This is a genomic window from Streptomyces sp. NPDC093510 (assembly GCF_040683555.1).
In the GTDB taxonomy this organism is placed as follows: Bacteria; Actinomycetota; Actinomycetes; order Streptomycetales; family Streptomycetaceae; genus Streptomyces.
The window spans coordinates 1-25,186 of record NZ_JBFBEE010000011.1 but is presented as its reverse complement, the minus strand read 5'-3'; the positions used below and the strand labels follow the sequence as shown (position 1 = coordinate 25,186).

Sequence of the window (25,186 nt, the reverse complement as noted above, 5' to 3'; positions counted from 1 at the left end):
TCAGTCCGCGGACGGAGTGGGTTCCCCGTCCACCGCGTTGCCGAAGTCGTTGCGCGTACGCCCCGACTCCGTGAAGCGGTTCGCGGCCCAGCGGTACGTGATCACTTCCTCGCCCGAGGGGTAGGCCACCGAGTCGCCCGACTCGTACAGCTGCTTCGTCACGACCAGGTCGCCCCGGTCGATCTCGGCGTAGACGGAAGCGGGCTCCTCGGCCTTGAAGACATTCTTGTACCTGTCGCCCTGGGCGCGATACACGTAACTGCCGATACCCACCGCGTCACCGCAGGTCAGCACGTTCACCACAACATCGGAGGCAGTTCCTCCGGTCAGGTTCCCGTACGACACGTCGACCGGGTACGCCTTCCCCACGCACGGCTTCAGATCCCGTTTGATGGCCGGGCTGACCTGCGGGTCCTCCTTGACGAGCCGGACCGCGTCGATCTTCTTCGCCGGCACGGACGCGGAGGGCGAAGGGGACGGCGCCGTGGACACCACGGGCTCGGTGCGGGCCGGACCCTCGTCCCGCGCGCCGGACCCGCCCGTCGAACAGGCGGAGAGCAAAAGGCCGACGGCGGCGACCGCGGCCGTCGCCGCGCTCACCGCCTTCACGCTTCTCGTGACCCGATGGCCTAGGCCGCGCAACTCTCCCGCTCCTCACGTCCGAGCGCGCTCGCGACCAGCTCTTCGCGGTCCCGGCTCTCCAGCTCCTGCCGGAGCCTGGCGAGTGCCCGGTGCAGCGTGCTCTTGACCGTTCCGGCCGACATACCGAGGGCGGCGGCCGTCTCCTCTGTGGACATCTGCTCCCAGTGTCGCAGCACGACCACGCTGCGCTGCTTGGGTGCGAGGACCTTCATGATGTCCATCAGCAGCGCGCGGTCCGCGTGCTGCTCGGTGGAGTCTTCCACGCTCGCGTCGGGCAGCTGCTCGGTGGGCACCTCCTCGAGCTTGCGGGCCCGCCACCACTCCGTACGCGTGTTGATCATGACGCGGCGCAGATAGGCGTCCGCGAGCCGCTTGTCGGCTATGCCGTCCCAGCGGCCGTACGTCCGTACGAGCGCGGTCTGCAGCAGGTCCTGGGCGTCCACGGGGTCCGGGACCAGGCGCCGGGCGCTGCGCAGCAGGGCATCCTGCCGAGTGCGGACGTACTCTTCGAACTCGAGCACCTCGCCGTGCGCCATACCAAACCGCCTCCGTTCCCCATTGCCGACCGCTGTCCCTGCTGTGCGGTACGGGTATGAAGTTACGGAGGCGTTGTCACGAGGCTGTGCGGAGCAGCCAGCGGCGGACGCACGGCTGTCCGTCGGTTGTGTAACAGACGTAGGGCCCGGGTAAATACCTGCGTTTCGCAGGGCCCCCGGCGCCCCTGCCCTCAGGTCAGAGGCAAACGGTACAGACCGCCCGGAAGCGGCTCGACGAGCCCGTCCGCGACCAGCCCGTCCAGCGCTCGCGCCCGCTGCACGGGCTCGTCCCACACCCGGTCCAGGGCGGCCTGCGGCACGGGAGTCACCGCGTCGCGGAGCACGGCGAGCAGCTTGCCCCGCACCTGCCGGTCCGTGCCCGCGTATGTCTGACCGCGGCGGGCCGGGCCCTCGTGCGCGGGCTTCCCCGCCGTGCGCCAGGCGCACTGCGCGGCGATCGGGCACGCCCCGCAGTTCTCGTTCTTCGCCGTGCAGACCAGGGCGCCCAGCTCCATGGAGGCGGCCGCCCAGCGGGACGCGGTGCGCTCGTCCTCCGGGAGCAGGGCACGGGCGAGCTTGCGCTCGGCCGCGGTCGTCGCGTTCGGCGGGTACTGCACGCCGGTCACGGCCCGCGCGAAGACCCGGCGCACGTTCGTGTCGAGGACGGCGTGCCGCTGCCCGTACGCGAACGAGGCCACGGCGGCCGCGGTGTACTCCCCGATGCCGGGCAGCGCGAGCAGCTGTGCGTGCTGCGTGGGCACGTCGCCGTTGTGCCGTTCCGTTATGGCGAGGGCCGCGCCGTGCAACCGCAGGGCGCGGCGCGGATAGCCGAGCCGCCCCCAGGCGCGCACGGCCTCACCGGGCGCCTCCTTGGCGAGGTCGGCGGGGCGGGGCCAGCGGGCGAGCCACTGCTCGTACACGGGCAGGACGCGGCTGACGGGCGTCTGCTGGAGCATGAACTCGCTGACCATCACGCCCCACGGCCCGGCGTCCGCACGACGCCACGGCAGGTCACGGGCGTGCGTGTCGAACCAGGCGATGACGGGGCTGTGCAGGGCCTCGCCTGCGGGCTCGGGACGGTCCCCGTGGACGTGCCCGGGGACGGGACTGTTCGGCGTGGGCTTCGTGGGCGCAGTCATGGCACATCCGATCCTGCCACGGGCACGGCGGGGCACGGGCCAACCGGGCGGTTCGCCTCGTCGGTTTCCCGGAACAGGACCCGCCGGGCGGCCTACACCGGCCTCCGCCGGCCTCCGCCGGACCGGTCACGCACCTGACGATCGGCAGGGGTGCGGGGGAGTGGAGGGCCAGTAGCGTCGGCGGAGTGAAGAGACGTAGAGGGGGAGTGGGGGGTCGTGTGGCGGGAGTGGAGAGCGGTGCGGCGGGAGTGGGGGGTCGTGTGGCGGGAGTGGAGAGCCGTGCGGCGGGGGTGAGGGGACGTGCGGCGGGAGCGGGGGGACGTACGACGGGAGTGGAGAGCCGTGCGGCGGGAGCGGGGGGACGTATGGCGGGAGTGGAGAGCCGTGCGGCGGGAGTGGGGGGACGTATGGCGGGAGTGCAGAGCCGTGCGGTAGGAGAGGGGTGGCGCTGGGGCGACGCGCTGCTGTGGGTGGCGCTGGCCGTTCCCGTCGTGTCGGTCGACCGGCTGGGCCTCAACGAACCGCGCTCCGCCGCGGAGCAGCTCACCGGCCTCGCCGTCCTCGCCGTCGCCGTCGCGGTCTGCCGGACCCGCCCGCTCCTCGCCTTCCTCCTCTCCGCCGCCCTCGGCCTCGTCACCGCGCCCTCCCTCTTCACCCTCTCCTTCGGCCCGGCCCTCGCCGTCCTCGTGCTGCTCCTCGGCCGCCGCGCGGACCGCGCCCGCCCCGCCCTCCTCGCCTTCGCGGGCATCGCCCTCGTCGGCACCGTCAAGATCGCCGTACGGGACGTCGACCCGGTCGTCGAGTGGCTCGTGCTCGTCGCGACGCTGCTGTTCGGCGCCGTCTTCCCCTGGCTCGCGGGCCGCTACTGGCGTCAGGGCCGCGAACTGGCCGCCGCCGGCTGGGCCCGCGCCGACCAGCTGGAGCGCGAGCAGCGCATCGTCGCCGACCGCGCCCGGCTGCGCGAACGGGCCCGCATCGCGCAGGACATGCACGACTCCCTGGGCCACGAGCTGAGCCTGATCGCCGTACGGGCGGGCGCCCTTCAGGTCGCCCCGGGCCTGGACGAGCCGCACCGCGCGGCCGCCGCTGACCTCCGCGCGGCCGCCTCGCAGGCCACGGACCGGCTGCACGCCATCATCGGCCTCCTGCGCGAGGAGGGCGACGAGCCGGCGCCGCTGGCCCCGGCGGGCGAGAGCGTCGCCGCACTTGTCGCACGCGCCACGGAGTCGGGGCTCACCATCACGTACGCGGACGACTGTGACGACGGGGGCGACGGTGACGACGGGGGCGACGGGGGCGACAGGGGCGAAGGTGCCGACGGGGGCGTAGGTGACGGCGGCGGTGAGAAGCCGGACGACCCGGCCCGTCGCGCGATGACCGACGGCACCGGCACCGTCCACCGCGTCGTCCAGGAGGCCCTCACCAACGCGGCCAAGCACGCACCGGGCGCGCACGTCACCGTCACGGTGGCACGCGACGGCTCCACGACGACGGTCACCGTCACGAACGGCCGCCCCGGCACCGGGAGTTCCTGCGCCCCCGGCGAGCTGTCCCGCGGCGGCTCCGGCCTGCGCGCCCTGCGCACCCGCGTCACGGACCTGGGCGGCACGCTCGACGCGGCCCCCTACGGCCACGGCTTCCGGGTCACCGCCCGCCTCCCGGCCGAGGGGACCGTCTCCGCGCCGCCGCCCCCGGCGGGCGCCCGCCTCGCGTACGCCCGACGCCGCACCGTCCTGGCGTTCGGGGCCGCCGTCACCACGGGGACGCTGCTCGTCGCGGGAACCTTCGCCTGGTACGCGTACTCACGCACGCACTCCGTCCTCGACCCCGCCGACTACGCCCGCCTGCGCATCGGCGAGACCCGCGCGGAGGCCGGCCGCGTACTGCCGGACCGGACCGTCGCCGATCCGCCGCTGGAACGAGCGCCGACACCGCCACCCCCGGACGCCGACTGCGCGTACTACCGGGCGAGCGGCGAACTCTTCACCGCCGTGCCGCACTTCAGGCTCTGCTTCGCCGAGAACGACCGACTCGTGGACAAGGCCGTCATCCCCACGGCGAGCGAGGCAGAGACCGGGACTGAGACCGGGACTGAGACCGGGACCGGGACCGGGACCGAGAAGAATCAAGACAGGGCTGGAAAGGAGCAGGTGCGGTGAACGAGGCACGGGTGAACGAGGCACAAGTTACGGAGGACGGGGTGCCTGGGACGGCGATGGACGGCACCGCCCCCGCCATCCGCGTCCTGCTGGCCGACGACGAGGCGATGATCCGCGCGGGCGTGGGCGCCATCCTCGCCGCGGGCCGGGGCATCGAGGTGGTCGCGGAGGCCGGCGACGGACGCGAGGCCGTGTCCCTGGCGCAGGCCCACCGCCCCGACGTGGCGCTGCTCGACATCCGCATGCCCCGCCTGGACGGCCTCGCCGCGGGCGAGGAGATCGTGCGGACGGTGCCGGGCACCGCCGTCGCGATGCTGACCACGTTCTCCGAGGACGCGTACATCGCGCGGGCCCTGAGCGGCGGCGCCATCGGCTTCCTGCTGAAGTCCGGCGATCCGCACGAACTCATCGCGGGCGTACGGGCTGTGGCGGGCGGCGCGGCCTTCCTCTCGCCCAAGGTCGCCCGGCACGTCATCGACGGTTTCGGCGCCCGGCGCATGGGCCGCGGCGCCACCGCCCGCGCCAGGACCGAGGCCCTCACCCCGCGCGAGCGGGAAGTGCTCGGCCTGGTCGGCGCCGGACTGTCCAACCCGGAGATCGCGGCCCGGCTGCACCTCGTGGAGGGCACGGTCAAGGCGTACGTGAGCGCGGTCCTCGACCGGCTCGCGGTCAGGAATCGCGTGCAGGCCGCGATCGTCGCGTACGAAGCGGGGCTGGTCCCGGAGACGGACTGAACCCGCCGCCGCGTCAGCGGGGCTGGATGTCGTCCCGCCGGAACGTCATGGTCGGCGAGTCGTACGCGACCGGGTCGTACGCGGCCGGGTCGTACGGCCTCTGCTCAGGAACCGGAGCAGAGGCCGGGGTCGGGGCCGGGGCCGGAGCAGGGGAAGCGGCGTGGGCAGGACGCGCCGGCCGCGCGGGGCCCGGCCCCGCGAACCACTTCACGATCCCCGTGGACGACCCGCGCATCGCCAGCGTGATCCGCGCCACCGGACGCGTGGTGAGCCGTACGAGCACGAACACGATCACCGCGCCGAAGACGAGACCCACCGCCACGTCGTGCGGATAGTGCACGCCCACGAAGACCCGCGAGAACGCCATGAGCACGGCCATCGGCACGGTCAGCGCCGCGATGCGCGGCCAGGCGAGCGCGAGACCGATGGCGGCGGCGCCCGCGATCGTCGAGTGGTTGCTGGGGAAGGACCAGTCGCCGTGCGGCGGGCACTCGACGAGTGGCCTCAGCGCGCCGGACACCGCCCGGCAGGGACGCTCCTCGTCGATCACGGACTTGAGCAACTCGCTGCACACGTAAGCCACCGCCGTGGCGAGAGGAGCGAGCACCGCGACCGCCAGGGCGCGGGGGTCCCCGCGCCTGGCCCGCCACCAGGCGACGATGAACAGCACGCCGAAGAGCAGCAGCCCGAGCTCCGTCCACACCTCCGCGAGGTGCTGGAACCACGACGGCGTGTCGTGGGCGAAGTCGGTGATGTCGCGGTAGAGGTCGTCCGTCATGGTGTCCATGATTACGGACGGTACGGGTGACGCCGAATCGTCACATCCGGCGATCGTCCCGTCACACCCCCTGACGATGGACAGGGGTCCCGGGATGATGATCCGGAAACTTTGTCGCCCAAGGCGGCGGGTGGGGCGGGAGAAGCACCGGATCTCTCGTAAGGTTTGGGCGTGGGATCTCTGCGCAATCCGGTCGGGCCGCTTCCCTCCACCATCTACTGGCGTCGGAGGGCCGTTCTGCTGTCCGTACTCGGCCTTCTGCTGCTGCTTGTCGTATGGATCATCACCTCCGGTGGTGGCGGCGGCAACAACAACGCGGACGGGCCTGGCGGCAACGGACCCGCCACGTCCATCACTCCTGGGCCCTCCGATTCCGGGCCGGCGATCAGCCAACACCCGGGCGGGCGGGACGAGTCGAGCGAAGGCTCCGACTCGGGCTCGGGCGGCTCGGGCGGCTCCGGAGGATCGGGGTCCGGTGGCTCGGGCGGTTCGGGTGGCTCGGGCGGCGGCTCCGGCGGCTCGGAGGGCGGCTCGGGCAGCGGCTCCGACGACGGCGCCAAGGGCGGCGGCGGTTCGGGCGACCGGCTCCCTGCCGGTACGCGACTGCCCAACTGCACCGGTGGCGACGTGAAGTTGAAGGTGCGCAGCGTCCGGAACACGTACGCGATCGACGAGAAGCCGAAGTTCGAGCTGATCGCCGAGAACGGTGGAGGCAAGGCCTGCAAGGTCGATCTCGGCGGCAAGGGCACGGTGCTGACGATCACTCAGGCCGAGGGCGACGACGAGTTCTGGTCGTCGGCCGACTGCCCCGGCGGCAAGGGAAGCCTGCTGCTGCGCGTGCCGGGGGACGGACGGATCACGCACACGGTCCAGTGGGACCGGCGCCCCAGCGCCCCGCAGTGCGCGACGCCTTCCGCGGGATTGGCGGAGCCGGGCACGTACTTGGTCGAGGCGAAGACCCCCGGCCTGGGGACGGCACGCACGTCGTTCGTGCTGGAGAAGGACTGACCCGCCCGGAGAAGGACTGGCCTGTCCGGAGAGGGACAGACCTGCTCGGAGAGGGGCTGACCCGCGGCCCGCGCCCCTTCGGGGGCTCTAGACGTAACGCTCCAGGATCGACGACTCCGCGAGCCGCGACAGTCCTTCGCGGACACTGCGGGCCCGCGCCTCGCCGACGCCGTCCACCGTCTGGAGGTCGTCCACACTGGCGGCGAGAAGCTTCTGCAGGCCGCCGAAGTGCTCCACGAGCCGGTCGATGATCGCGCCGGGCAGCCGGGGGACCTTGGCCAGGAGGCGGAAGCCGCGCGGGGACACCGCGGAGTCCAGCGCCTCGGGGGAGCCGGTGTACCCCAGGGCGCGCGCCACGGTGGGGAGTTCGAGGAGCTCCGCGTGCGTGAGCGAGTCCAGCTCCGCGAGGGCCTCGTCGACCGTGCGGGAGCGCTTGGCCGTGGGCTCGGGCACGTAGTCCCGCACGACCAGTTCGCGCTCGGGCTCGACGCCCGCGATCAACTCGTCCAGCTGGAGGGCGAGAAGGCGTCCGTCGGTGCCGAGCTCGACCACGTACTCGGCGATCTCCGTGGCGATGCGGCGGACCATCTCCAGGCGCTGGGCGACGGCGGTGACGTCCCGGACCGTCACCAGGTCCTCGATCTCCAGGGCGGACAGCGTGCCCGCGACCTCGTCGAGGCGGAGCTTGTACCGCTCAAGGGTGGCCAGTGCCTGGTTCGCCCGGGACAGGATCGCCGCCGAGTCCTCCAGGACGCGGCGCTGCCCGTCCACGTAGAGCGCGATCAGCCGCATCGACTGGGACACCGACACGACGGGGAAGCCGACCTGCTTGCTCACCCGGTCCGCCGTGCGGTGCCGCGTGCCCGTCTCCTCCGTGGGGATCGTCGGGTCCGGCACCAGCTGCACGCCCGCACGCAGGATCTTGGTGATGTCCTTGTCGAGGACGATGCCGCCGTCGAGCTTGCACAGCTCACGCAGCCGCGTCGCCGTGAACTCGACGTCCAGGATGAAGCCGCCCGTGCACATCGACTCGACGGTCTTGTCCCAGCCGAGGACGATCAGGCCGCCGGTGTTGCCCCGGAGGATGCGCTCGAGGCCGTCGCGCAGCGCCTGGCCGGGTGCGACGGCGCTCAGGGAGGCGCGCATCAGCCCATCGGCAGCGGAGCTGCCGCCGGACTTGCCGGGGTTCGCTGCCCGGTCGTTGGCTGCCACTGCACTCCCTCGGTCGCAGGTTGTCCTGGCCTCTGCCGCGCACTCGCTCCGTCGGAACGCACGCCTTGCGGCACACCTTGCTCCGCACGGAACGCACGCCCTGCTTCGTACGGATGGGCGAGACCAGGGCAAAGTCTACCGGCGCTCTTCCTCCTCCCGTGGGGCCTCTCGGCGACGGGATCTCGGAAGGACACGGAGGGCGTCCCCCATGTCGGCGACTTCGATGACCTTCATACCGGCGGGGACCCTGCCGGGGTCGGACGGCACGAGGGCGTGGGTGAAGCCCAGGCGGTGGGCCTCGGCCAGTCTGCGCTGCACGCCCGTGACCCGTCTGACCTCGCCGGCCAGGCCCACCTCTCCGATGGCCACGAGGTTCTTCGGCAGTGGGGTGTCGCTGGCGGCGCTGGCCAGGGCGAGGGCGACGGCGAGGTCGGCGGCGGGCTCGGACAGCTTCACGCCGCCGACCGTCGCGCTGTAGATGTCCCGCTTGCCGAGGGCTGTGATCCGGCCGCGCTGCTCCAGGACGGCCAGCATCATCGAGACGCGGGAGGTCTCCAGGCCGGAGGTGGTGCGCCGGGGGCTGGGGATCTGCGATTCGACGGTGAGCGCCTGGACCTCGGCGACCAGGGGGCGGCGGCCTTCCAGGGTGACGGTCAGGCAGGTGCCGGGGACGGGCTCGGCGCGGCGGGTGAGGAAGAGGCCGCTGGGGTCGGCGAGACCGGTGATGCCCTCGTCGTGCAGCTCGAAGCAGCCGACCTCGTCCGTCGTCCCGTAACGGTTCTTGACGCCTCGGACGAGACGCAGGCGCGCGTGCCGGTCGCCCTCGAACTGCAGGACCACGTCGACGAGATGCTCCAGGAGGCGGGGTCCCGCGATCGCGCCGTCCTTGGTGACGTGGCCGACCAGGAGCGTGGACATGCCGCGCTCCTTGGAGGCGCGGATCAGGGCGCCGGCGACCTCGCGGACCTGCGCCATGCCGCCGGGCGCCCCGTCGATCTCGGGCGAGGCGACGGTCTGGACCGAGTCGAGGACCAGGAGCGAGGGCTTGACCGCGTCCAAGTGCCCGAGGACCGCAGACAGGTCGGTCTCCGCCGCCAGGTACAGGTGGTCGTCGATGGCGCCGATGCGGTCGGCGCGCAGCCGGACCTGGCTCGCCGACTCCTCACCCGTCACATAGAGCGTGCGGTGCGCCTCGCTCGCGGCCTTCGCCGAGACGTCGAGCAGCAGCGTGGACTTGCCGACGCCGGGCTCGCCCGCGAGCAGCACCACGGCGCCGGGGACCAGGCCGCCGCCGAGGACGCGGTCCAGCTCGGGCACGCCGGTGGAGCGTGCGGTGGCCTGGCGGCCGTCGACCTCGCCGATCGGGACGGCGGAGGAGGTGACGCGGCCGGGGGCGGTGGTGCGGACGGCGGGCGCGCCGTACTCCTCGACGGTGCCCCAGGCCTGGCATTCGGGGCAGCGGCCGAGCCACTTGGCCGTCTGCCACCCGCACTCGGTGCAGCGGTAGGACGGACGGTCCTTGGTGGATTTCGTACGGGCAGCCATGGTCGGAACCGTAGCGGAGGCCACTGACAACGGACCGAGGGGCCAACGGGACCCGGGCCATGGAATGAGAGGTTCCTGTCCCCTTTTGAGGGATCTGTTCACCCGTAAGGGTTAAATGTGCTGGAGAGGGAGGAAGGGACCTGCATCATCCGCCTAACTTCGCACGGGTGATGAGCAGCAGGCCGGAAACTCCCACGAACGCAACCGGCGCACACCGGGCGCACCGTGACGCGCGCAAGCGCGTGGTGCCCCGCCCGGCGCCCCGGACCACTCCGCCCGCGCGCTACGAACCGTGTCTGGACGGCCTGTTCACGTACTGCCTGTCCGTGCTCTGCGATCACGACGCGGCGACCGCGGCGCTGGGTGACGTGCTCCACCACGCCGAGCGCAGGGGCGCCCGCGGCCCCGGGACGGACAGCGAGCTCAAGCCCTGGCTCTACGCCCTCGCGCGCTGGGTCTGCCTGCGCCGGCTGGCCGCGGCCAAACGCAGCCGGGAGGGCAGGCACGCGCACGGTGCGAAGCAGCATGCCGCGCAGTCACAGATCGCGCAATCTCAGGCCGCCCCGTCACCGAACGCCGCGCAGTCTCAGGCCGCCCCGTCACCGAACGCCGCGCAGTCACAGACCGCCCCGTCACCGAACGCCGCGCAGCCCCAGGACGGCGAGCAGCAGGAGACCGCCCGGGAGCGGCGCAAGGAGCTGGCCCAGCTGGCCTGGCCGGAGGCCGCGGGCACCACCCCCGAGCAGCGCGAGGCCCTGGAACTGGCCGTGCGCCACCAGCTCGCCCCCGCCGAGGTCGCCGCCGTCCTCGGCCTAGACCTCACCAGAACCCGCGGCCTGCTCGCCTCCGCCGCCTGCGAGGTGGAGCGCACCCGCACCGCCCTCGCCGTCGTGGAGACCGGCAGCTGCCCCATCGTGGCCCGCCTCACCGGCGACAACCAGCTGCTGCTCGGCACCGCTCTGCGCCGCGAGCTCGTCCGGCACGTCGACGACTGCCCGCGCTGCCGCCGCACCGCCGAGCGGGCCGGGGCGAGCGCCTGGCCGGGCACGGCCGTCACCCCGGCCGCGCTCCCCGTCGTCGAGGCCCCGAGGGCCGCCCTGCACGTGGCGATGGCGCACGTCCCCCGCGCGCGGGCCGGCGGTCCCCGGTACGACAGGCGCGGTTTCCCGATGGACCCCAAGGACCACGCCGCCCGCCGCGACCGCCTGCGCGCGCGTGCCGTCACCACGACCGTCGTCGCCACCGTGGTGGCCGCCCCGGTGCTCGCGCTCTGGGCCGCCTACCGGGGAGCGCCGCTCACCGGCGAGGGCCACGACGGCCGTTCTGTCAGCGCGAGCGAGGGCGGCGGCCCCGGGGGCCTCGGCAGCGACCACGCGCGGGACGGGTACGAGAACGCGGGCAACGCGCGCAAGGGCCCCGATCCCCGCTTCACCGCGGGCAGCCGCTCACCCGACGTCTCCGTAGAGGTCATCAGCGGCGGGTCCGGCTCCCGCTCGTCGACCGGCCCGGGACGCCTCACCGTGGAGGCACAGCCGAGCGGCGACACGACCCTCATCACGCTGACGGCGTCCGGCGGTTCACCGGTCCACTGGTCGGCGAGCGAGGGCGCGTACTGGCTCTATCTGAGCCGCTCGTCCGGGACGCTCGCGCCGGGGGAGTCGGTCACCATCCAGGTGTACGTCGATCACACCCGAGAGCCGTCGGGCCCCTGGCACGCGCGGGTCTCGGTCGCCCCCTCGGGCGCGGTCATCTCCATCGACGGGTACGGCGACGGGCGTCCGCCGACCCGTCCGGGCCCCGGCCCGAGGCCCACGAACCCCGGCCCGTCCGACCCCGGCCCCTCCTATCCGGGCCCGTCCGACCCGGGACCCTCCGACCCCGGCCCGTCCGACCCCACGCCCACACCGTCGGACCCGACGCCCACACCGTCGGACCCGGGCCCGGGCGACTCGTCCCCGCCACCCGGTGACGGCAGCGGGGGCCCGAGCCCGAGCTGACCACGTGTTACCTCATAGGGCACAGGCCCTATCGGGACGCGGGGTCCGCCGGATGCGGTGCGAGCATCGGCAGTTGCGAGGCCAGCCGCTGCTCGCACAGTTCCACGAGCCGGTCGTACCCCTCCTTGCCCATCAGCTCGATGAGCTCCGGGCGGTAGGAGACGTACACCGGGTCGCCCGCGCCGTGCGCCGATGTCGCCGACGTGCACCACCAGTGCAGGTCGTGGCCGCCGGGACCCCAGCCCCGCCGGTCGTACTCGCCGATCGACACCTGAAGGACGCGCGTGTCGTCGGGCCGGTCGATCCACTCGTACGTCCGGCGCACCGGCAGCTGCCAGCAGACGTCCGGCTTCGTCTCCAGCGGCTCGCGGCCCTCCCGCAGCGCCAGGATGTGCAGCGAGCAGCCGGCGCCGCCCGCGAACCCGGGGCGGTTCTGGAAGATGCACGAGCCGTTGTACGGACGGGTCTGGCGGTCGCCGTCCTCGTCCGTGGCGATCCAGCCGGTCTCCCGGCCCACGTCGTGGTGCTGCCAGATGTCGGGCGTGAGCCGGTCCACGTATCCGGCGACGCGCTTCTCGTCGTCATCGTCGGAGAAGTGGGCACCCAGCGTGCAGCAGCCGTCGTCGGCACGGCCCGCCTGAATGCCCTGACAACCGCTCCCGAAGATGCAGTTCCAGCGAGAGGTCAGCCATGTCAGATCACAGCGGAAGAGCTGCTCGTCGTCCGCGGGATCAGGGAACTCCACCCAGGCGCGGGCGAAGTCAAGACCCTTCTCGTCCGGCTCCGCCTTCTTGGGCTTCGCCGGCTTCCCGGACTTTCCCACCTTCTCGTTCTTCTCCGGCCTGCCCACCTTCTCGGCCTTCGCCGACTTCGTTTTGTCGGCCTTCGTCTTTTTCGTCTTCGGCACATCTCCAGGGTATGCGGGCGGCCGACCGCCCGGGGCCAGACGATCACCCCGTGCGGCGTAGCGTTCCTTATATGAGACTCGGTGTCCTCGACGTGGGGTCGAACACGGTGCATCTGCTCGTGGTCGACGCCCATCCCGGTGCGCGCCCGCTGCCCGCACACTCGCACAAGGCCGACCTGCGCCTCGCCCAACTCCTCGACCCGGCCGGGGCCATCGGCCCCGACGGCGTCGACCGGCTGGTCGCCGTCGTCCGCGAGGCGATGGAGGCCGCGGAGGACAAGGGTGTGGAGGAAGTGCTGCCGTTCGCCACCTCCGCGGTGCGCGAGGCGAGCAATGCCGACGCGGTGCTCAAGAGGGTCAAGGACGAGACCGGCGTGGATCTGCAGGTCCTGTCCGGCGAGGAGGAGGCCAGACTGACGTTCCTGGCCGCCCGGCGCTGGTTCGGCTGGTCCGCGGGCAAGCTCCTCGTCCTCGACATCGGCGGCGGCTCCCTGGAGATCGCGTACGGCATGGATGAGGAGCCGGACGTCGCGACCAGCCTGCCGCTCGGCGCCGGCCGCCTCACCGCCGCCTGGTTCCCGGCGGACCCGCCGGACCCCTCCGACGTGAAGGCGCTGCGGCGCCACGTGCGCGCGCAGATCGCCCGCACGGTGGGCGAGTTCACCCGCTTCGGCGCCCCCGACCACATCGTGGCGACGTCGAAGACGTTCAAGCAGCTCGCCAGGCTGACGGGGGCCGCCCGCTCGGCGGAGGGCCTCTACGTACAGCGCGAGCTGAAGCGCAAGTCCCTGGAGGACTGGGTGCCGCAGCTCGCCGCGATGACCACGCGGGAGCGCGCGGAGCTGCCCGGCGTCTCCGAGGGGCGGGCCGGACAGCTGCTCGCGGGAGCGCTCGTCGCGGAAGGCGCGATGGACCTCTTCGGGGTCGAGGCGCTGGAGATCTGCCCGTGGGCGCTGCGCGAGGGTGTGATCCTGCGCAGGCTCGACCACCTTCCGCCGTCGTGAGCGGGCGGTATGCACTCTGACCTGGGCGGTACGAGGCCACCTCCCCCGCGCCCCGACCGGGCCCGTACCCTGTCCTTCGTGGCAGAACCAGTGGTGCGCATCCCGGATGCGAAGGTCGCCCTGTCGACGGCCTCGGTCTATCCGGAGTCGACGGCGACGGCCTTCGAGATCGCCGCGCGCCTGGGTTACGACGGCGTCGAGGTCATGGTCTGGACCGACCCCGTCAGCCAGGACATCGAGGCCCTGCGCAGGCTGAGCGACTACCACCGGATGCCGATCCTGGCCATCCACGCGCCCTGCCTGCTCATCACGCAGCGCGTCTGGTCCACGGACCCCTGGGTCAAGCTGCAGCGCGCGAAGGCCGCCGCCGAGAAGCTGGACGCCTCCACCGTCGTGGTGCACCCGCCCTTCCGCTGGCAGCGGCAGTACGCCCGCGACTTCGTCGACGGAATCTGGCGGATGGCCGACGAGACGGATGTGCGGTTCGCCGTCGAGAACATGTACCCCTGGCGCTACCGCGACCGCGAGATGCTCGCGTACGCCCCCGACTGGGACGTCACCAAGGACGACTACCGCCACTTCACCGTCGACCTCTCGCACACCGCGACCGCCCGCACGGACGCGATGGAGATGATCGACCGCATGGGCGACCGGCTCGGCCACGTCCACCTCGCCGACGGCAACGGCTCGGCCAAGGACGAGCACCTCGTGCCGGGGCGCGGCACGCAGCCCTGCGCCGAGCTCCTGGAGCGCCTGGCCGTCAGCGGCTTCGGCGGGCACGTCGTCATCGAGGTCAACACCCGGCGCGCGATGTCCAGCGCCGAACGCGAGGCGGACCTCGCCGAGGCCCTCGCCTTCACCCGGCTGCACCTGGCCTCCGCCGTGAAGGTGCCCCGCTCGTGACCCCCGGCGCGCCGTCGGAGACCTCCGCCCCGCGCCGCCGGGGACGCCCCTCGCGCACCCAGTCGGAGAACGGGCCCGCGACCCGCGAGGAGATCCTGCGGGCGGCCCGCGAGGAATTCTCCGCACGGGGGTACGAGAAGGCGTCCGTGCGCGGCATCGCCAAGGCCGCCGGGGTGGACCCGGCGCTCGTGCACCACTACTTCGGTACGAAGGAACAGGTCTTCGAGGCCGCCATCACCGTCGCCTTCGCGCCCGCGCTGGAAGCGCCCGCCGCGATCGAGGACGGCCCGCTCGAAGGGGTCGGCGAGCGCCTGACCCGCTTCGTCATCGGCGTCTGGGAGAACCCCGCGACGCGCGCCCCGCTGCTCGCCATCGTGCGCTCCGCCGTGAACAACGAAACGGCCGCCTCGATCTTCCGCCGCCTCGTCGCCACCCAGCTCCTCGGGCGCATCGCACGCCGTCTCGAACTGCCCGACGCGGAGCTGCGGGCCGAGCTCGCGGCCGCCCAGCTGGTGGGCATCGCCATGCTGCGGTACGTGATCCAGGTCGAGCCGCTGGCCTCGGCGGACGTGGAGCAGCTCGTGGCACGGGTGGCCCCGGTGGTGCAGGGACATCTCACGGGTCCGTGAGACGGCCGTCCCGCCATCCGGACACCCTGTCCGGATCCTGGAGCCGCGGCGTACGCTCGAAGGCAGTCTTGTCCCTCCGTATATCGCCGGAAATCCCTGACATTCCCTGAAGGAGCGAGCGACCATGCCCGAGCTCAGGTCCCGCACAGTCACCCACGGCCGCAACATGGCGGGCGCCCGCGCCCTTATGCGCGCCTCCGGTGTACCCGGGGCCGACATCGGGCGGAAGCCGATCATCGCGGTCGCCAACTCCTTCACGGAGTTCGTGCCCGGCCACACCCACCTGCAGCCGGTCGGCCGCATCGTCTCCGACGCGATCCGCGAGGCGGGCGGCATCCCGCGTGAGTTCAACACCATCGCCGTCGACGACGGCATCGCGATGGGCCACGGCGGAATGCTGTACTCCCTGCCCTCCCGCGACCTGATCGCGGACTCCGTGGAGTACATGGTGGAGGCCCACTGCGCCGACGCCCTGATCTGCATCTCCAACTGCGACAAGATCACCCCCGGCATGCTGATGGCGGCCCTGCGCCTCAACATCCCGACGGTCTTCGTCTCCGGCGGCCCGATGGAGGCCGGCAAGGCCACCCTCGTCGACGGCACGGTCCGCAAGCTGGACCTCGTCAACGCCATCAGCGACGCCGTGAACGAGAACATCTCGGACGAGGACATCCTCCGCATCGAGGAGAACGCCTGCCCGACCTGTGGCTCCTGTTCCGGCATGTTCACCGCCAACTCGATGAACTGCCTGACCGAGGCCATCGGCCTCTCCCTGCCCGGCAACGGCTCGGTCCTCGCCACGCACACCGCCCGCAAGGAGCTGTACGAGCGGGCCGGACAGACGGTCGTCGACATCACCAAGCGGTACTACGACGGCGACGACGCCTCCGTCCTGCCGCGCAGCATCGCCACGCACGCCGCCTTCGAGAACGCCATGGCCCTCGACATCGCCATGGGCGGCTCGACGAACACGATCCTGCACCTGCTCGCCGCCGCCCTGGAGGCCGAGGTCGGCTACGACCTCGCCGACATCGACGCCGTCTCGCGCCGCGTCCCCTGCCTGGCCAAGGTCGCCCCGAACGCCGCGCCGACGACGACGTACTACATGGAGGACGTGCACCGCGCCGGCGGCATCCCCGCGCTCCTCGGCGAGCTGTACCGCGGCGGCCTGCTCAACGAGGACGTGCACACCGTCCACTCGCCCTCCATCAAGGAGTGGCTGGACACCTGGGACATCCGCTCCGGCTCCGCATCGGACGAGGCCGTCGAGCTGTGGCACGCGGCCCCCGGCTGCCGCCGCTCCGCCGAGGCGTTCTCGCAGTCCGAGCGCTGGGACACCCTCGACACGGACGCGGCGAACGGCTGCATCCGCGACGTCGCCCACGCCTACTCGAAGGACGGCGGCCTCGGCGTCCTCAAGGGCAACATCGCCGTCGACGGCTGCGTCGTGAAGACCGCCGGTGTCGACGAGTCGATCTGGACCTTCGAGGGCCCCGCGGTCGTCTGCGACTCGCAGGAGGAGGCCGTCGAGAAGATCCTGAACAAGGCCGTGAAGGACGGCGACGTGGTCGTCATCCGCTACGAAGGCCCCAAGGGCGGCCCCGGCATGCAGGAGATGCTCTACCCCACCTCCTTCCTGAAGGGCCGCGGCCTCGGCAAGACCTGTGCCCTGGTCACCGACGGCCGCTTCTCCGGCGGCACGTCGGGCCTTTCGATCGGCCACGCCTCCCCGGAGGCGGCGGCCGGCGGCACGATCGCGCTCGTCGAGGACGGCGACCGCATCCGCATCGACATCCCCGGCCGCTCGATCGAGCTCCTCGTCCCCGAGGAGGAGCTGGCCGCCCGTCGCGAGGCCCTGGGCGGCGTGTACGCGCCGAAGAACCGCGAGCGCAAGGTGTCCGCCGCCCTGCGCGCCTACGCGGCGATGGCGACGAGCGCCGACAAGGGCGCGGTCCGGGACGTGTCGAAGCTCGGCTGACCCGTACGGCCGGGCACCGGAAACCTTTTGGGGCGCGGGCGCGTCCTTGGTGTGGAGAACACGCCAGGGGCGGCCCGCGCCGCCGTTTACGGGGGAGAGCACTGTGAGCGAGAACGTGATGGTGCCGGAAGTGACCACCGAGCCGGGCGAGGCCGTTGGGGTCGTCGAGGCCGTCGAGGCCGAGGCAACGGCCGCGAGGACCTACGCGATCGTCGCGGACGTCAACGTCCGCTCGGGCCCCGGCACTTCGTACGCCAAGGTCGGCCGCCTGCGCGCGGGCGCCCGCGTCAGCATCGCCTGCCAGAAGTCCGGCGAGACGGTCACGGGCCCGACCGGCACGTCGAAGCTCTGGGACCGGATCGGCAGCGGCCGGTACGTCTCGGACACGTACGTCCGCACGGGCAGCGACGGGTACGTGGCACCGCGCTGCTGAGGGTCGTACGACTCGTACGGGTCGTACGCGGCCTTGTGGCCGCCGGAGCCCGGCCGGACGTCAGCGTTCAGCCGGACTTCGGCGGCTTCGTCGCGTCGAAGGCGAACACCGTGTTCTTGGCAGCCGCCACGACCACCACGCTTCCCTTGACGGTCACGCGCGGGCTGGCGTTCACCTCGCCCGCCAGACCGTCGGCCCGCGGGTCCGTCGACCACAGGTGCTCGCCCTTGCGCGACGAGAGCGCGACGACCCGGCCGCTGGCCGAGCTGAAGTACAGCGCCCCGTCGCCGTCCCCGGCCACCGGCCCCGACACGCCCTCCACGCTCGTCTGCCGGGACCACTTCTTCCTGCCGGTCGCCGGATCGAGCGCCGTGACGAGACCGGTCCGCCCGCTCACGAAGACAGTGCCGTCCGCCATGCCGGGCGTCCCGTCGTACGTATTCGGGAGCCGTGAGTACGTCACCTCGTGCGCGGCCCGGCCCACCCGCGACACCCCGTCGTAGCCCACCATCTCGGGCCCCTCCTGACGCGGGTGCAGGAGGACGAGGTCGCCGCCCGCGGCACCGACCGGCACGGCCGGGCCCTTGACGGCGACGGCCCTGCCGAGATTCCCGGACGCGAGGTCGACGACGCGCAGGACGGGGTGGCGCACCTCGCCGGCCGACAGCTCCGCCTGCGGCGCGCACATCGCGTACAACCGCGTGCCCGCAGGAACCGGCGCACACCGCGTGCCCGAGGGGAACGGTTCCTTCCAGGCCACCTTCCCGCTGTGCGCCCGCCGGGCCTCGAAGCGCGTGTTCGACGCGTCGACCGTGACGACGGTCGAGCCGATCACCACGGCGTCCTCGGTACGTCCCGTCACGGCCGTCGACTGCGCGCCGGACGGCACCGACCAGAGCTCCTCGCCCTTGTCCGCGTCGATGGCGACCACCTCGGTCTGCGGGCTGCCCGGATCGTCCTCGGCCGCGAAGCGGTAGCCGAGCACCGTGTCGTCGGTGGCGCCCACCAGGTGCATGCCCTGCACCGGGACGCCGGGGCTGTTCTCCGTCCACACACGGGAGCCGTCGGAGAGCCTGAGGCGGGCCGCGACGACGCCGCCGCCCCCGCAGAACAGCGCGTCACCGCGCGCCACGCAGCGCAGCTCGTCCGGAATGTCCGCCCGGCCGCCCGGCACGGCCTTGCGCCACGGCTCGAAGCCGCCGGGCAGCCGCGCCCCGGCCGCCGCGATGTCGTCCCCCTTGCCGCCCGGCCCGTCCGATCTGTCCGCCCCCATCACGGCGACGCCGCCGCCGATCGCGGCCACGGCCACGGCGGCCGCGAGCACCGGACGCCAACGGCGGCGCAGCCGGCCACCGACGACGGCCCCCGTCCCGTGCCCGGAATCGCCGGGCGCGGACGGTGAGGCACCCGCGGGCGGGGACGCGTGGCCCGGGGGCATGTGGTCCGAGGGCGCGTGGTCCGAGGGCACGTGGTCCGGTGACGCGGCTCCCGGTGCCGGCGTGTCGTCGTCCGTCGGCAGGTGGTGCTGCGTGTCCGTCTCCCGCATGCTGCGCGGGCCGTCCGCGGGCCCCGCCGGGCTGCCCAGATCGGCGGGCAGGTCCCGCAGCCGTACGAGAAGTTCGTCCGCCGAGGGCCGGTCCTCGGGGTCCTTCGCCAGGCAGGGTTCGACCACCCGCCGCAGCTCGACCGGCACCGCGCCCAACGACGGCGCCTCGTGCACCACTTGGTACGCCGTCATGTACGGGCTGTCCGCGTCGAAGGGACCCTGACCCGTCGCCGCGTAGACGAGCAGCGTGGCCAGTGAGAAGACATCGGAACGCGGCCCGACCCCACGCGGCGTCTGCAACTGCTCCGGCGACATGAACGGCGGCGTGCCGATCACCCGCCCCGTCATCGTCAGCGTCTGCTGGTCGGCGGCGCGCGAGATGCCGAAGTCGATGACCCGGGGGCCCTCGGGGGAGAGCACCACGTTGGACGGCTTGAGGTCCCGGTGCACGACGCCCGCGCGGTGGATGTCGCGCAGCGCCTCCGTCAGACCGATGGCCAGCCTGCGCAGCTCGACGCCGCCGATGGGGCCCTTCTTGGCGATGTGCTGTGCGAGCGTGTGGCCCTCGATGAAGGTGGTGGCCATCCACGGGTGCTCGGCCTCGGGGTCCGCGTCGATCACCGCCGCGGTGAAGGCGCCGCTGACCCGTCGGGCCGCCGCCACCTCCTGCCGGAAGCGGATGCGGAACTCCTCGTCACCCGCGAACTGCTGATGGATCAGCTTGATCGCGACGGGACGGCCCGAGGCCGTACGCGCCAGGAAGACCGTGCCCATGCCGCCCGAACCGAGGCGCGCCTCGAGCGGGTACCCGCCGATCTCCTCCGGGTCTCCTCCACGGAGCGACATGCTCACCGACCTCCCCGTGTTCCCCCGTCACGTCTTACGCCGCCCAAAGTAACCGCCGAGAGGTGCGTCCTGGCAAGGCGGGGGACGAATAGGGCGCGCCGGGGCGGCGGACGCGTCAGGCGATAATCAAGCGGTGAGCGAAGAACCCGGCACCCAAGGCCCCACCGGCACGGCAGGCACCTCCGGAGCTTCCGGCACTCCCGGCCGCCCCTCCGGCCCCTCCGGCACCCCTGGTATCCCTGGTACCGAACCCGGCCCGCGGCCCGAGCCCATCCGCTTCTTCGGCACGACCTGGGTCGCCCACGACGGCGGCTACGGCGCCCGCCGCGTCGGCGTCGCCGTCGGCTCGCTGGCCGCGGCGGTCGCCGGCTGCTTCGTACTGCGCTTCGCCTACGAGGGCCTGACGATCGCGGACGTCGGACAGTTCGTGAACCTCCTGGTCGTCCTGATGTTCGCGATCTGCAGCGCGCTCGCCTTCCGCCGCACGTGGGAAGGGTTCTCCCGCCGCCACGACGCGGCGTCGCAGTCCTCGACGCGCGGCCTGATGACCATCGGCTTCGTCGGCACCCTCCTCGCCCATTTCTTCCGCTCCTTCTCCGAGGCCCCGGGCGAGAAGCTGCACCGCGAGGAGTACGAGACGGCGCGCGAACAGTACGAGAAGCGCACGTCCCGCCGCACAGGCAACCCTTCCCGCAAGAAGCGCAAGCGCTGAAGGCCCCGCGCGCGCCGCGCGCCCTGCGACACCCCCGCGCCACCTTGACGAGGCGCATTGTCGCGAGGATTATTCATCACATGATGAATAAAGAGCCCCCGGCGGCCCGCCGCACGAATTCGACGCCCCCTTCAGCCGCGACCCCAGCCGTCCGGGCCCAGAACCTCACCGCCGTCCGAGGCCCCCGCACCGTCCTTCGCGGCCTCGACTTCACCGTCGCCCGAGGCCGGATCACCGGCCTCCTCGGCCCCTCCGGCTGCGGCAAGTCCACCCTCATGCGGGCGATCGTCGGCACCCAGGCGAAGGTCACCGGCGCCCTGACGGTCCTCGGCCACCCGGCCGGCGCCCCCGTCCTCCGCTCCCGCGTCGGTTACGTGACCCAGCACCCGTCCGTCTACGACGACCTCACCGTCCGCCAGAACCTCGACTACTTCGCGGCCGTCCTCGACCCGGGCCGGGGCGCCGCGGCCGCACGCCGCCACGACGACGTCGCCCGCGTCCTCGACGACGTGGCCCTCACCGCACACGCCGACTCCCTCGCCGGCAACCTCTCCGGCGGCCAGCGCAGCCGCGTCTCCCTCGCCGTCGCCCTCCTCGGCACCCCCGAACTCCTCGTGCTCGACGAGCCGACCGTCGGCCTCGACCCCGTACTCCGCCGCGACCTGTGGACCCTCTTCCACACCATCGCCGCCGACCGCGGCGCCACCCTCCTCGTCTCCTCCCACGTCATGGACGAGGCGGAACGCTGCCACCGCCTCCTCCTCATGCGCGAAGGCGAACTCCTCGCCGACGACACCCCCGCCGCCCTGCGCGAGCGCACCCACACCGACACGGTCGAAGCGGCCTTCCTGCGCCTGGTGGACGCGGCCGACCTCGTGGACACGGCCGATCTCGCGGACACGGCCGACGCCGGCCGCCCCGTCCCGCCCGGGAGCCCCCGATGAGCACCTACCGCACCCTCGCCTCCGCCGCCCGCGTCCTGCGCCAGCTCCGCCACGACGTGCGCTCCATCGCGCTGATGCTCCTGGTCCCCTGCGTGATGCTGCTCATCCTGCGCTACGTGTTCGACGGCAGTCCCCAGACCTTCGACTCCATCGGCGCCTCACTCCTCGGGATCTTCCCCCTCATCACGATGTTCCTGGTGACGTCGATCGCCACCCTGCGCGAACGCACCTCCGGAACCCTCGAACGCCTCCTCGCCATGCCCCTCGGCAAAGGCGACCTCATCGCCGGCTACGCCCTCGCCTTCGGCGCCCTGGCCGTCGTCCAGTCGGCCCTCGCCACCGGACTCGCCCTCTGGGTACTCGGCCTGGACGTCACAGGCTCCGCCTGGCTGCTGCTCCTGATCGCCCTGCTCGACGCCCTCCTCGGCACCGCGCTCGGCCTCTTCGTCTCGGCCTTCGCCGCCTCTGAGTTCCAGGCCGTCCAGTTCATGCCGGCCGTGATCTTCCCCCAGCTCCTCCTCTGCGGCCTGTTCGCCCCACGCGCCGACATGCAGCCCGCCCTGGAATGGATCTCCAACGCCCTCCCCATGTCGTACGCCGTCGACGGCATGAACGAAGTCCTCCGCCACCCCGACATCACCGGCGACTTCGTACGCGACGTCGTCATCGTCGCCGGCTGCGCACTGCTGGTCCTCGGCCTCGGCGCGGCCACCCTGCGCCGCCGCACGGCCTGACCCCCGCCGTTCCGCCCACCGGACACCACCGCTGCTGCCGGCGCCCCGATGCGAGGATGGCCATCGGACGACGCAACCCCGGAGGCCACCGTTCATGAGCAGCAACACGAGCCAGAAAGTCGCAGTCCTCGGCACCGGAAAGATCGGTGAAGCCCTGCTCAGCGGCATGATCCGCGGAGGCTGGGCGCCGACCGACCTGCTGGTCACCACCCGCCGCCAGGAACGCGCGGACGAGCTCCGCACCCGCTACGGCGTCACCCCTGTCAGCAACGCCGACGCCGCCAAGCAGGCCGACACCCTGATCCTCGCCTGCAAGCCCCAGGACATGGCCAAGCTGCTCGACGAACTCGCCCCGCACGTCACCCCCGACCGCCTCGTCATCAGCGCCGCCGCCGGAATCACCACCGCCTTCATCGAAGAGCGCCTGGCCGAGTCCACCCCGGTCGTGCGCGTCATGCCGAACACCCCCGTCCTCGTCGACGAAGGCATGTCCGTCATCTCCGCCGGCAGCCACGCCTCCGCCGCCGCCCTGGCGCACGCGGAGGCCATCTTCGGCGCCGTCGGCAAGACGCTCCGCGTCCCCGAGACCCAGCAGGACGCCTGCACGGCCCTGTCCGGCTCGGGCCCCGCGTACTTCTACTTCCTCGTCGAGGCCATGACCGACGCGGGCATCCTCCTCGGCCTCCCCCGCGACAAGGCGCACGACCTCATCGTCCAAGCGGCGATCGGCGCCTCCGTCATGCTCCGCGACAGCGGCGAACATCCCGTCAAACTCCGCGAGAACGTGACGTCCCCCGCCGGCACGACGATCAACGCCATCCGGGAGCTCGAGAACCACGGCGTGCGCGCGGCCCTCATCGCGGCCCTGGAAGCCGCCCGCGACCGCAGCCGCGAACTGGCCACCGGCAACAACAGCTGACCCCCCGGCCGGCCGACGGGCCGGAGGCGGCCCGCGGCACAGGCTCCGGCAGCGAGGCACGATGCGCAGGCCCTCCGCGTCACGCCTCGCCCCCGGCCCCCGCACCTACCGCGCGTCGCTCACAGGCGGCAGCAACCCCATCGCCCGATAGGCGCCGTCGACCGTCGGCTTGGCCATTCCCCGCGCCCGCTCGGCTCCCCGCCGCAACACCTCCTCCAGGTACGCGGGGTCCGCCACCAGCTCCTTGTGCCGCTCCTGTACGGGCTTGAGCAGCTCCACCACGGCCTCGGCGGTGTCCTTCTTCAGTGCGCCGTACGACTCGTACGCACCGCTCAGGGCTTCCGGGTTCCCGCCTCGGCAGGCAGCGAGGATCTCCAGCAGGTTCGACACCCCCGGCTTGGACGACCGGTCGAACGCGACCTCACTGCCGCTGTCCGTGACGGCCCGCATGATCTTCTTGCGCACCACGTCCGGCTCGTCGAGCAGATAGACGATCCCGGCCCCCGTGTCGTGGGACTTGCCCATCTTCGACGTCGGGTCCTGCAGATCCATGACCCGCGCCGCCACCTTGGGCGGCGTGGCCCGCGGCACCACGAACGTCTGGCCGTACCGCTGGTTGAACCGCACTGCCAGGTCCCGCGTCAGCTCGACGTGCTGCGTCTGGTCCTCACCGACCGGCACCTCGTCGGCCTCGTACGCCAGGATGTCCGCCGCCATCAGCACGGGATAGGTGAGGAGCGACAACCGCACGCTCCCGCCCCGCGCCTGCTCCAGCACGGACTTCTCCTTGTACTGGATCATCCGCCGCATCTCGCCGTCCGACGCCACGCACTCCAGCAGATACGAGAGACGGGCGTGCTCGTCCACGTGGCTCTGGACGAAGACGGTGGCCCGTTCGGGATCGATCCCCGACGCGAGCAACAGCGTCGCCGCCTGCCGACTGAGCCTGCGCACCCGCCCGGGATCGTGCTCCACGGTCAGGGCGTGCAGGTCGACGATGCTGAAAAGGGAGTCCGCCCGGTACTGATCGACCTCGGCCCACTGCCGGATGGCCCCCAGGTAGTTGCCCAGGGTCAGGTGTCCCGTCGGCTTGACCCCGCTGAAGATCCTCGTCATCTCTCCGCCTCCTGGTCAGGACCGCCGGCCCGGCGACCGGGCTCCGGGTCCTCCTGGGGGAGAAACAAGAACGGCCGCCGAAGCGGCGGCCGTCGAGTACATGCGTATGTACGGCCGCCGTCAGGCGGCCCACCACAGTTGGGCGTACGCACGTGTAGTCACGCCTGCCAGACTAGCCCTCGGAGGGGCCCGTCGTCTGGAGTTGACACTCCCGGAGCGGCTACGTAGTGTTCTCCGAGTTGCCCGACGTGAGCGTCGACCACATGGTCGGTCCCCGGGCAGCCATTCCGCAAGAACCATTCAAGCGATCGACGTCGTGCGCCCTTCTGGGACTCGCCTTCGGCCCGCTTTCATGCGTATTTGCGAAATGAGGAATCGGCGTTCGAGAGAACGCCCCCGATTAGGTCGGGAGCCGAGATTCCGCTAAAGTCTCACTCGTCGGAACGGCCCAACAGCCGCGAAGACAAACCCCGCTGACTGGGGGTCAGGCCCGAAAGGATCTGATAGAGTCGGACTCGCCGGAAAGGGAAACGCGAAAGCCGAAAGGCCGGAGCGGGAACCGGAAAGGCACCGAGGAAGTCGGACACGAAAGAGTCTGATAGAGTCGGAAACGCAAGAACGAAGAACAAAAAGAAACACCGAAGGGAAGCGCCCGGAGGAAAGCCCGCAAGGGTGAGTACAAAGGAAGCGTCCGTTCCTTGAGAACTCAACAGCGTGCCAAAAGTCAACGCCAGATATGTTGATACCCCGACTCACTTCGGTGAG

At 72.2% G+C, this 25,186-nt stretch carries 22 protein-coding genes; 13 read left to right on the top strand and 9 right to left on the bottom strand.

All coding sequences use genetic code 11. The annotated features are described in order from the left end of the window. From AB0N81_RS18765 to AB0N81_RS18755, 3 genes are all read right to left on the bottom strand, one after another. Positions 1–600, bottom strand: coding sequence for a hypothetical protein (locus AB0N81_RS18765; RefSeq protein WP_365359565.1), 600 nt, complete (start codon positions 598–600; stop codon positions 1–3). A 29-nt stretch (positions 601–629) separates the two neighbouring features. After that, positions 630–1,178: a SigE family RNA polymerase sigma factor gene (locus AB0N81_RS18760; protein WP_365359563.1), complete on the bottom strand. Its 549-nt coding sequence runs from the start codon at positions 1,176–1,178 to the stop codon at positions 630–632. 191 nt (positions 1,179–1,369) lie between these two features. After that, positions 1,370–2,317 carry an A/G-specific adenine glycosylase gene (locus AB0N81_RS18755; RefSeq protein ID WP_365359561.1) on the bottom strand — a complete coding sequence of 316 codons (948 nt, stop codon included), beginning with the start codon at positions 2,315–2,317 and terminating at the stop codon, positions 1,370–1,372. Between the two features lie 407 nt (positions 2,318–2,724). Here AB0N81_RS18755 and AB0N81_RS18750 point away from each other — a divergent pair, with 407 nt between their 5' ends. Continuing rightward, positions 2,725–4,476 carry a histidine kinase gene (locus AB0N81_RS18750; protein ID WP_365359559.1) on the top strand — a complete coding sequence of 584 codons (1,752 nt, stop codon included), beginning with the start codon at positions 2,725–2,727 and terminating at the stop codon, positions 4,474–4,476. A 56-nt stretch (positions 4,477–4,532) separates the two neighbouring features. Further along, positions 4,533–5,210, top strand: a complete 678-nt coding sequence (locus tag AB0N81_RS18745) for a response regulator transcription factor (protein ID WP_365360057.1) — start codon at positions 4,533–4,535, stop codon at positions 5,208–5,210. A 13-nt stretch (positions 5,211–5,223) separates the two neighbouring features. Here AB0N81_RS18745 and AB0N81_RS18740 read toward each other — a convergent pair whose 3' ends face one another. Further along, the gene (locus AB0N81_RS18740) at positions 5,224–5,997 is read right to left on the bottom strand and encodes a phosphatase PAP2 family protein (RefSeq protein WP_365359557.1); all 774 of its coding nucleotides are present in this window, start codon (positions 5,995–5,997) and stop codon (positions 5,224–5,226) included. 162 nt (positions 5,998–6,159) lie between these two features. On the opposite strand from AB0N81_RS18740, the gene AB0N81_RS18735 reads away from it, so the two are divergent. Then, positions 6,160–6,996, top strand: a complete 837-nt coding sequence (locus tag AB0N81_RS18735) for a hypothetical protein (protein ID WP_365359554.1) — start codon at positions 6,160–6,162, stop codon at positions 6,994–6,996. Positions 6,997–7,083: 87 nt separating this feature from the next. Here the strand turns inward: AB0N81_RS18735 and disA are convergent, their stop codons facing one another. Both disA and radA read right to left on the bottom strand, forming a co-directional pair. After that, on the bottom strand, positions 7,084–8,208 hold the full coding sequence (gene disA / locus AB0N81_RS18730; protein ID WP_362997138.1) for a DNA integrity scanning diadenylate cyclase DisA: 1,125 nt from the start codon (positions 8,206–8,208) through the stop codon (positions 7,084–7,086). Between the two features lie 135 nt (positions 8,209–8,343). Next, complete coding sequence (gene radA, locus AB0N81_RS18725) at positions 8,344–9,753, bottom strand: DNA repair protein RadA (protein ID WP_365359552.1); 1,410 nt, start codon at positions 9,751–9,753, stop codon at positions 8,344–8,346. A gap of 170 nt (positions 9,754–9,923) precedes the next feature. Here radA and AB0N81_RS18720 point away from each other — a divergent pair, with 170 nt between their 5' ends. Continuing rightward, positions 9,924–11,750 carry a hypothetical protein gene (locus AB0N81_RS18720; RefSeq protein ID WP_365359550.1) on the top strand — a complete coding sequence of 609 codons (1,827 nt, stop codon included), beginning with the start codon at positions 9,924–9,926 and terminating at the stop codon, positions 11,748–11,750. A 28-nt stretch (positions 11,751–11,778) separates the two neighbouring features. Here the strand turns inward: AB0N81_RS18720 and AB0N81_RS18715 are convergent, their stop codons facing one another. Continuing rightward, a complete protein-coding gene (locus AB0N81_RS18715) occupies positions 11,779–12,657 on the bottom strand; it encodes a hypothetical protein (protein WP_365359548.1) in 879 nt (292 codons plus the stop codon). Positions 12,658–12,728: 71 nt separating this feature from the next. Between AB0N81_RS18715 and AB0N81_RS18710 the strand changes: the two genes are divergently transcribed. From AB0N81_RS18710 to AB0N81_RS18690, 5 genes are all read left to right on the top strand, one after another. Continuing rightward, positions 12,729–13,661: a Ppx/GppA phosphatase family protein gene (locus tag AB0N81_RS18710; protein WP_365359546.1), complete on the top strand. Its 933-nt coding sequence runs from the start codon at positions 12,729–12,731 to the stop codon at positions 13,659–13,661. 78 nt (positions 13,662–13,739) lie between these two features. Next, a complete protein-coding gene (locus AB0N81_RS18705) occupies positions 13,740–14,564 on the top strand; it encodes a sugar phosphate isomerase/epimerase (RefSeq protein ID WP_365359544.1) in 825 nt (274 codons plus the stop codon). Further along, the gene (locus AB0N81_RS18700) at positions 14,561–15,193 is read left to right on the top strand and encodes a TetR family transcriptional regulator (RefSeq protein ID WP_365359542.1); all 633 of its coding nucleotides are present in this window, start codon (positions 14,561–14,563) and stop codon (positions 15,191–15,193) included. The genes AB0N81_RS18705 and AB0N81_RS18700 overlap by 4 nt, the downstream gene beginning before the upstream one ends. A gap of 124 nt (positions 15,194–15,317) precedes the next feature. After that, positions 15,318–17,171, top strand: coding sequence for a dihydroxy-acid dehydratase (gene ilvD / locus AB0N81_RS18695; RefSeq protein ID WP_365359540.1), 1,854 nt, complete (start codon positions 15,318–15,320; stop codon positions 17,169–17,171). Positions 17,172–17,274: 103 nt separating this feature from the next. Continuing rightward, on the top strand, positions 17,275–17,604 hold the full coding sequence (locus AB0N81_RS18690) for an SH3 domain-containing protein (RefSeq protein ID WP_365359538.1): 330 nt from the start codon (positions 17,275–17,277) through the stop codon (positions 17,602–17,604). Between the two features lie 67 nt (positions 17,605–17,671). Here the strand turns inward: AB0N81_RS18690 and AB0N81_RS18685 are convergent, their stop codons facing one another. After that, positions 17,672–19,996: a serine/threonine-protein kinase gene (locus tag AB0N81_RS18685; protein ID WP_365359536.1), complete on the bottom strand. Its 2,325-nt coding sequence runs from the start codon at positions 19,994–19,996 to the stop codon at positions 17,672–17,674. Positions 19,997–20,231: 235 nt separating this feature from the next. On the opposite strand from AB0N81_RS18685, the gene AB0N81_RS18680 reads away from it, so the two are divergent. From AB0N81_RS18680 to proC, 4 genes are all read left to right on the top strand, one after another. Beyond that, a complete protein-coding gene (locus tag AB0N81_RS18680; RefSeq protein ID WP_365360055.1) occupies positions 20,232–20,708 on the top strand; it encodes an EamA/RhaT family transporter in 477 nt (158 codons plus the stop codon). An 83-nt stretch (positions 20,709–20,791) separates the two neighbouring features. Continuing rightward, entirely contained in the window at positions 20,792–21,652 is an 861-nt protein-coding gene (locus tag AB0N81_RS18675; protein ID WP_365360053.1) for an ABC transporter ATP-binding protein, read from the top strand. Continuing rightward, positions 21,649–22,386 (top strand): ABC transporter permease, encoded by a 738-nt coding sequence (locus AB0N81_RS18670; RefSeq protein ID WP_365359534.1) that lies wholly within the window; start codon positions 21,649–21,651, stop codon positions 22,384–22,386. Before AB0N81_RS18675 ends, AB0N81_RS18670 begins: the two co-directional genes overlap by 4 nt. Before the next feature lie 94 nt (positions 22,387–22,480). Then, positions 22,481–23,305 carry a pyrroline-5-carboxylate reductase gene (gene proC / locus AB0N81_RS18665; protein WP_365359532.1) on the top strand — a complete coding sequence of 275 codons (825 nt, stop codon included), beginning with the start codon at positions 22,481–22,483 and terminating at the stop codon, positions 23,303–23,305. Between the two features lie 105 nt (positions 23,306–23,410). Here proC and trpS read toward each other — a convergent pair whose 3' ends face one another. Continuing rightward, on the bottom strand, positions 23,411–24,421 hold the full coding sequence (trpS, locus tag AB0N81_RS18660) for a tryptophan--tRNA ligase (RefSeq protein WP_365359530.1): 1,011 nt from the start codon (positions 24,419–24,421) through the stop codon (positions 23,411–23,413). Between the last annotated feature and the right edge of the window lie 765 nt (positions 24,422–25,186).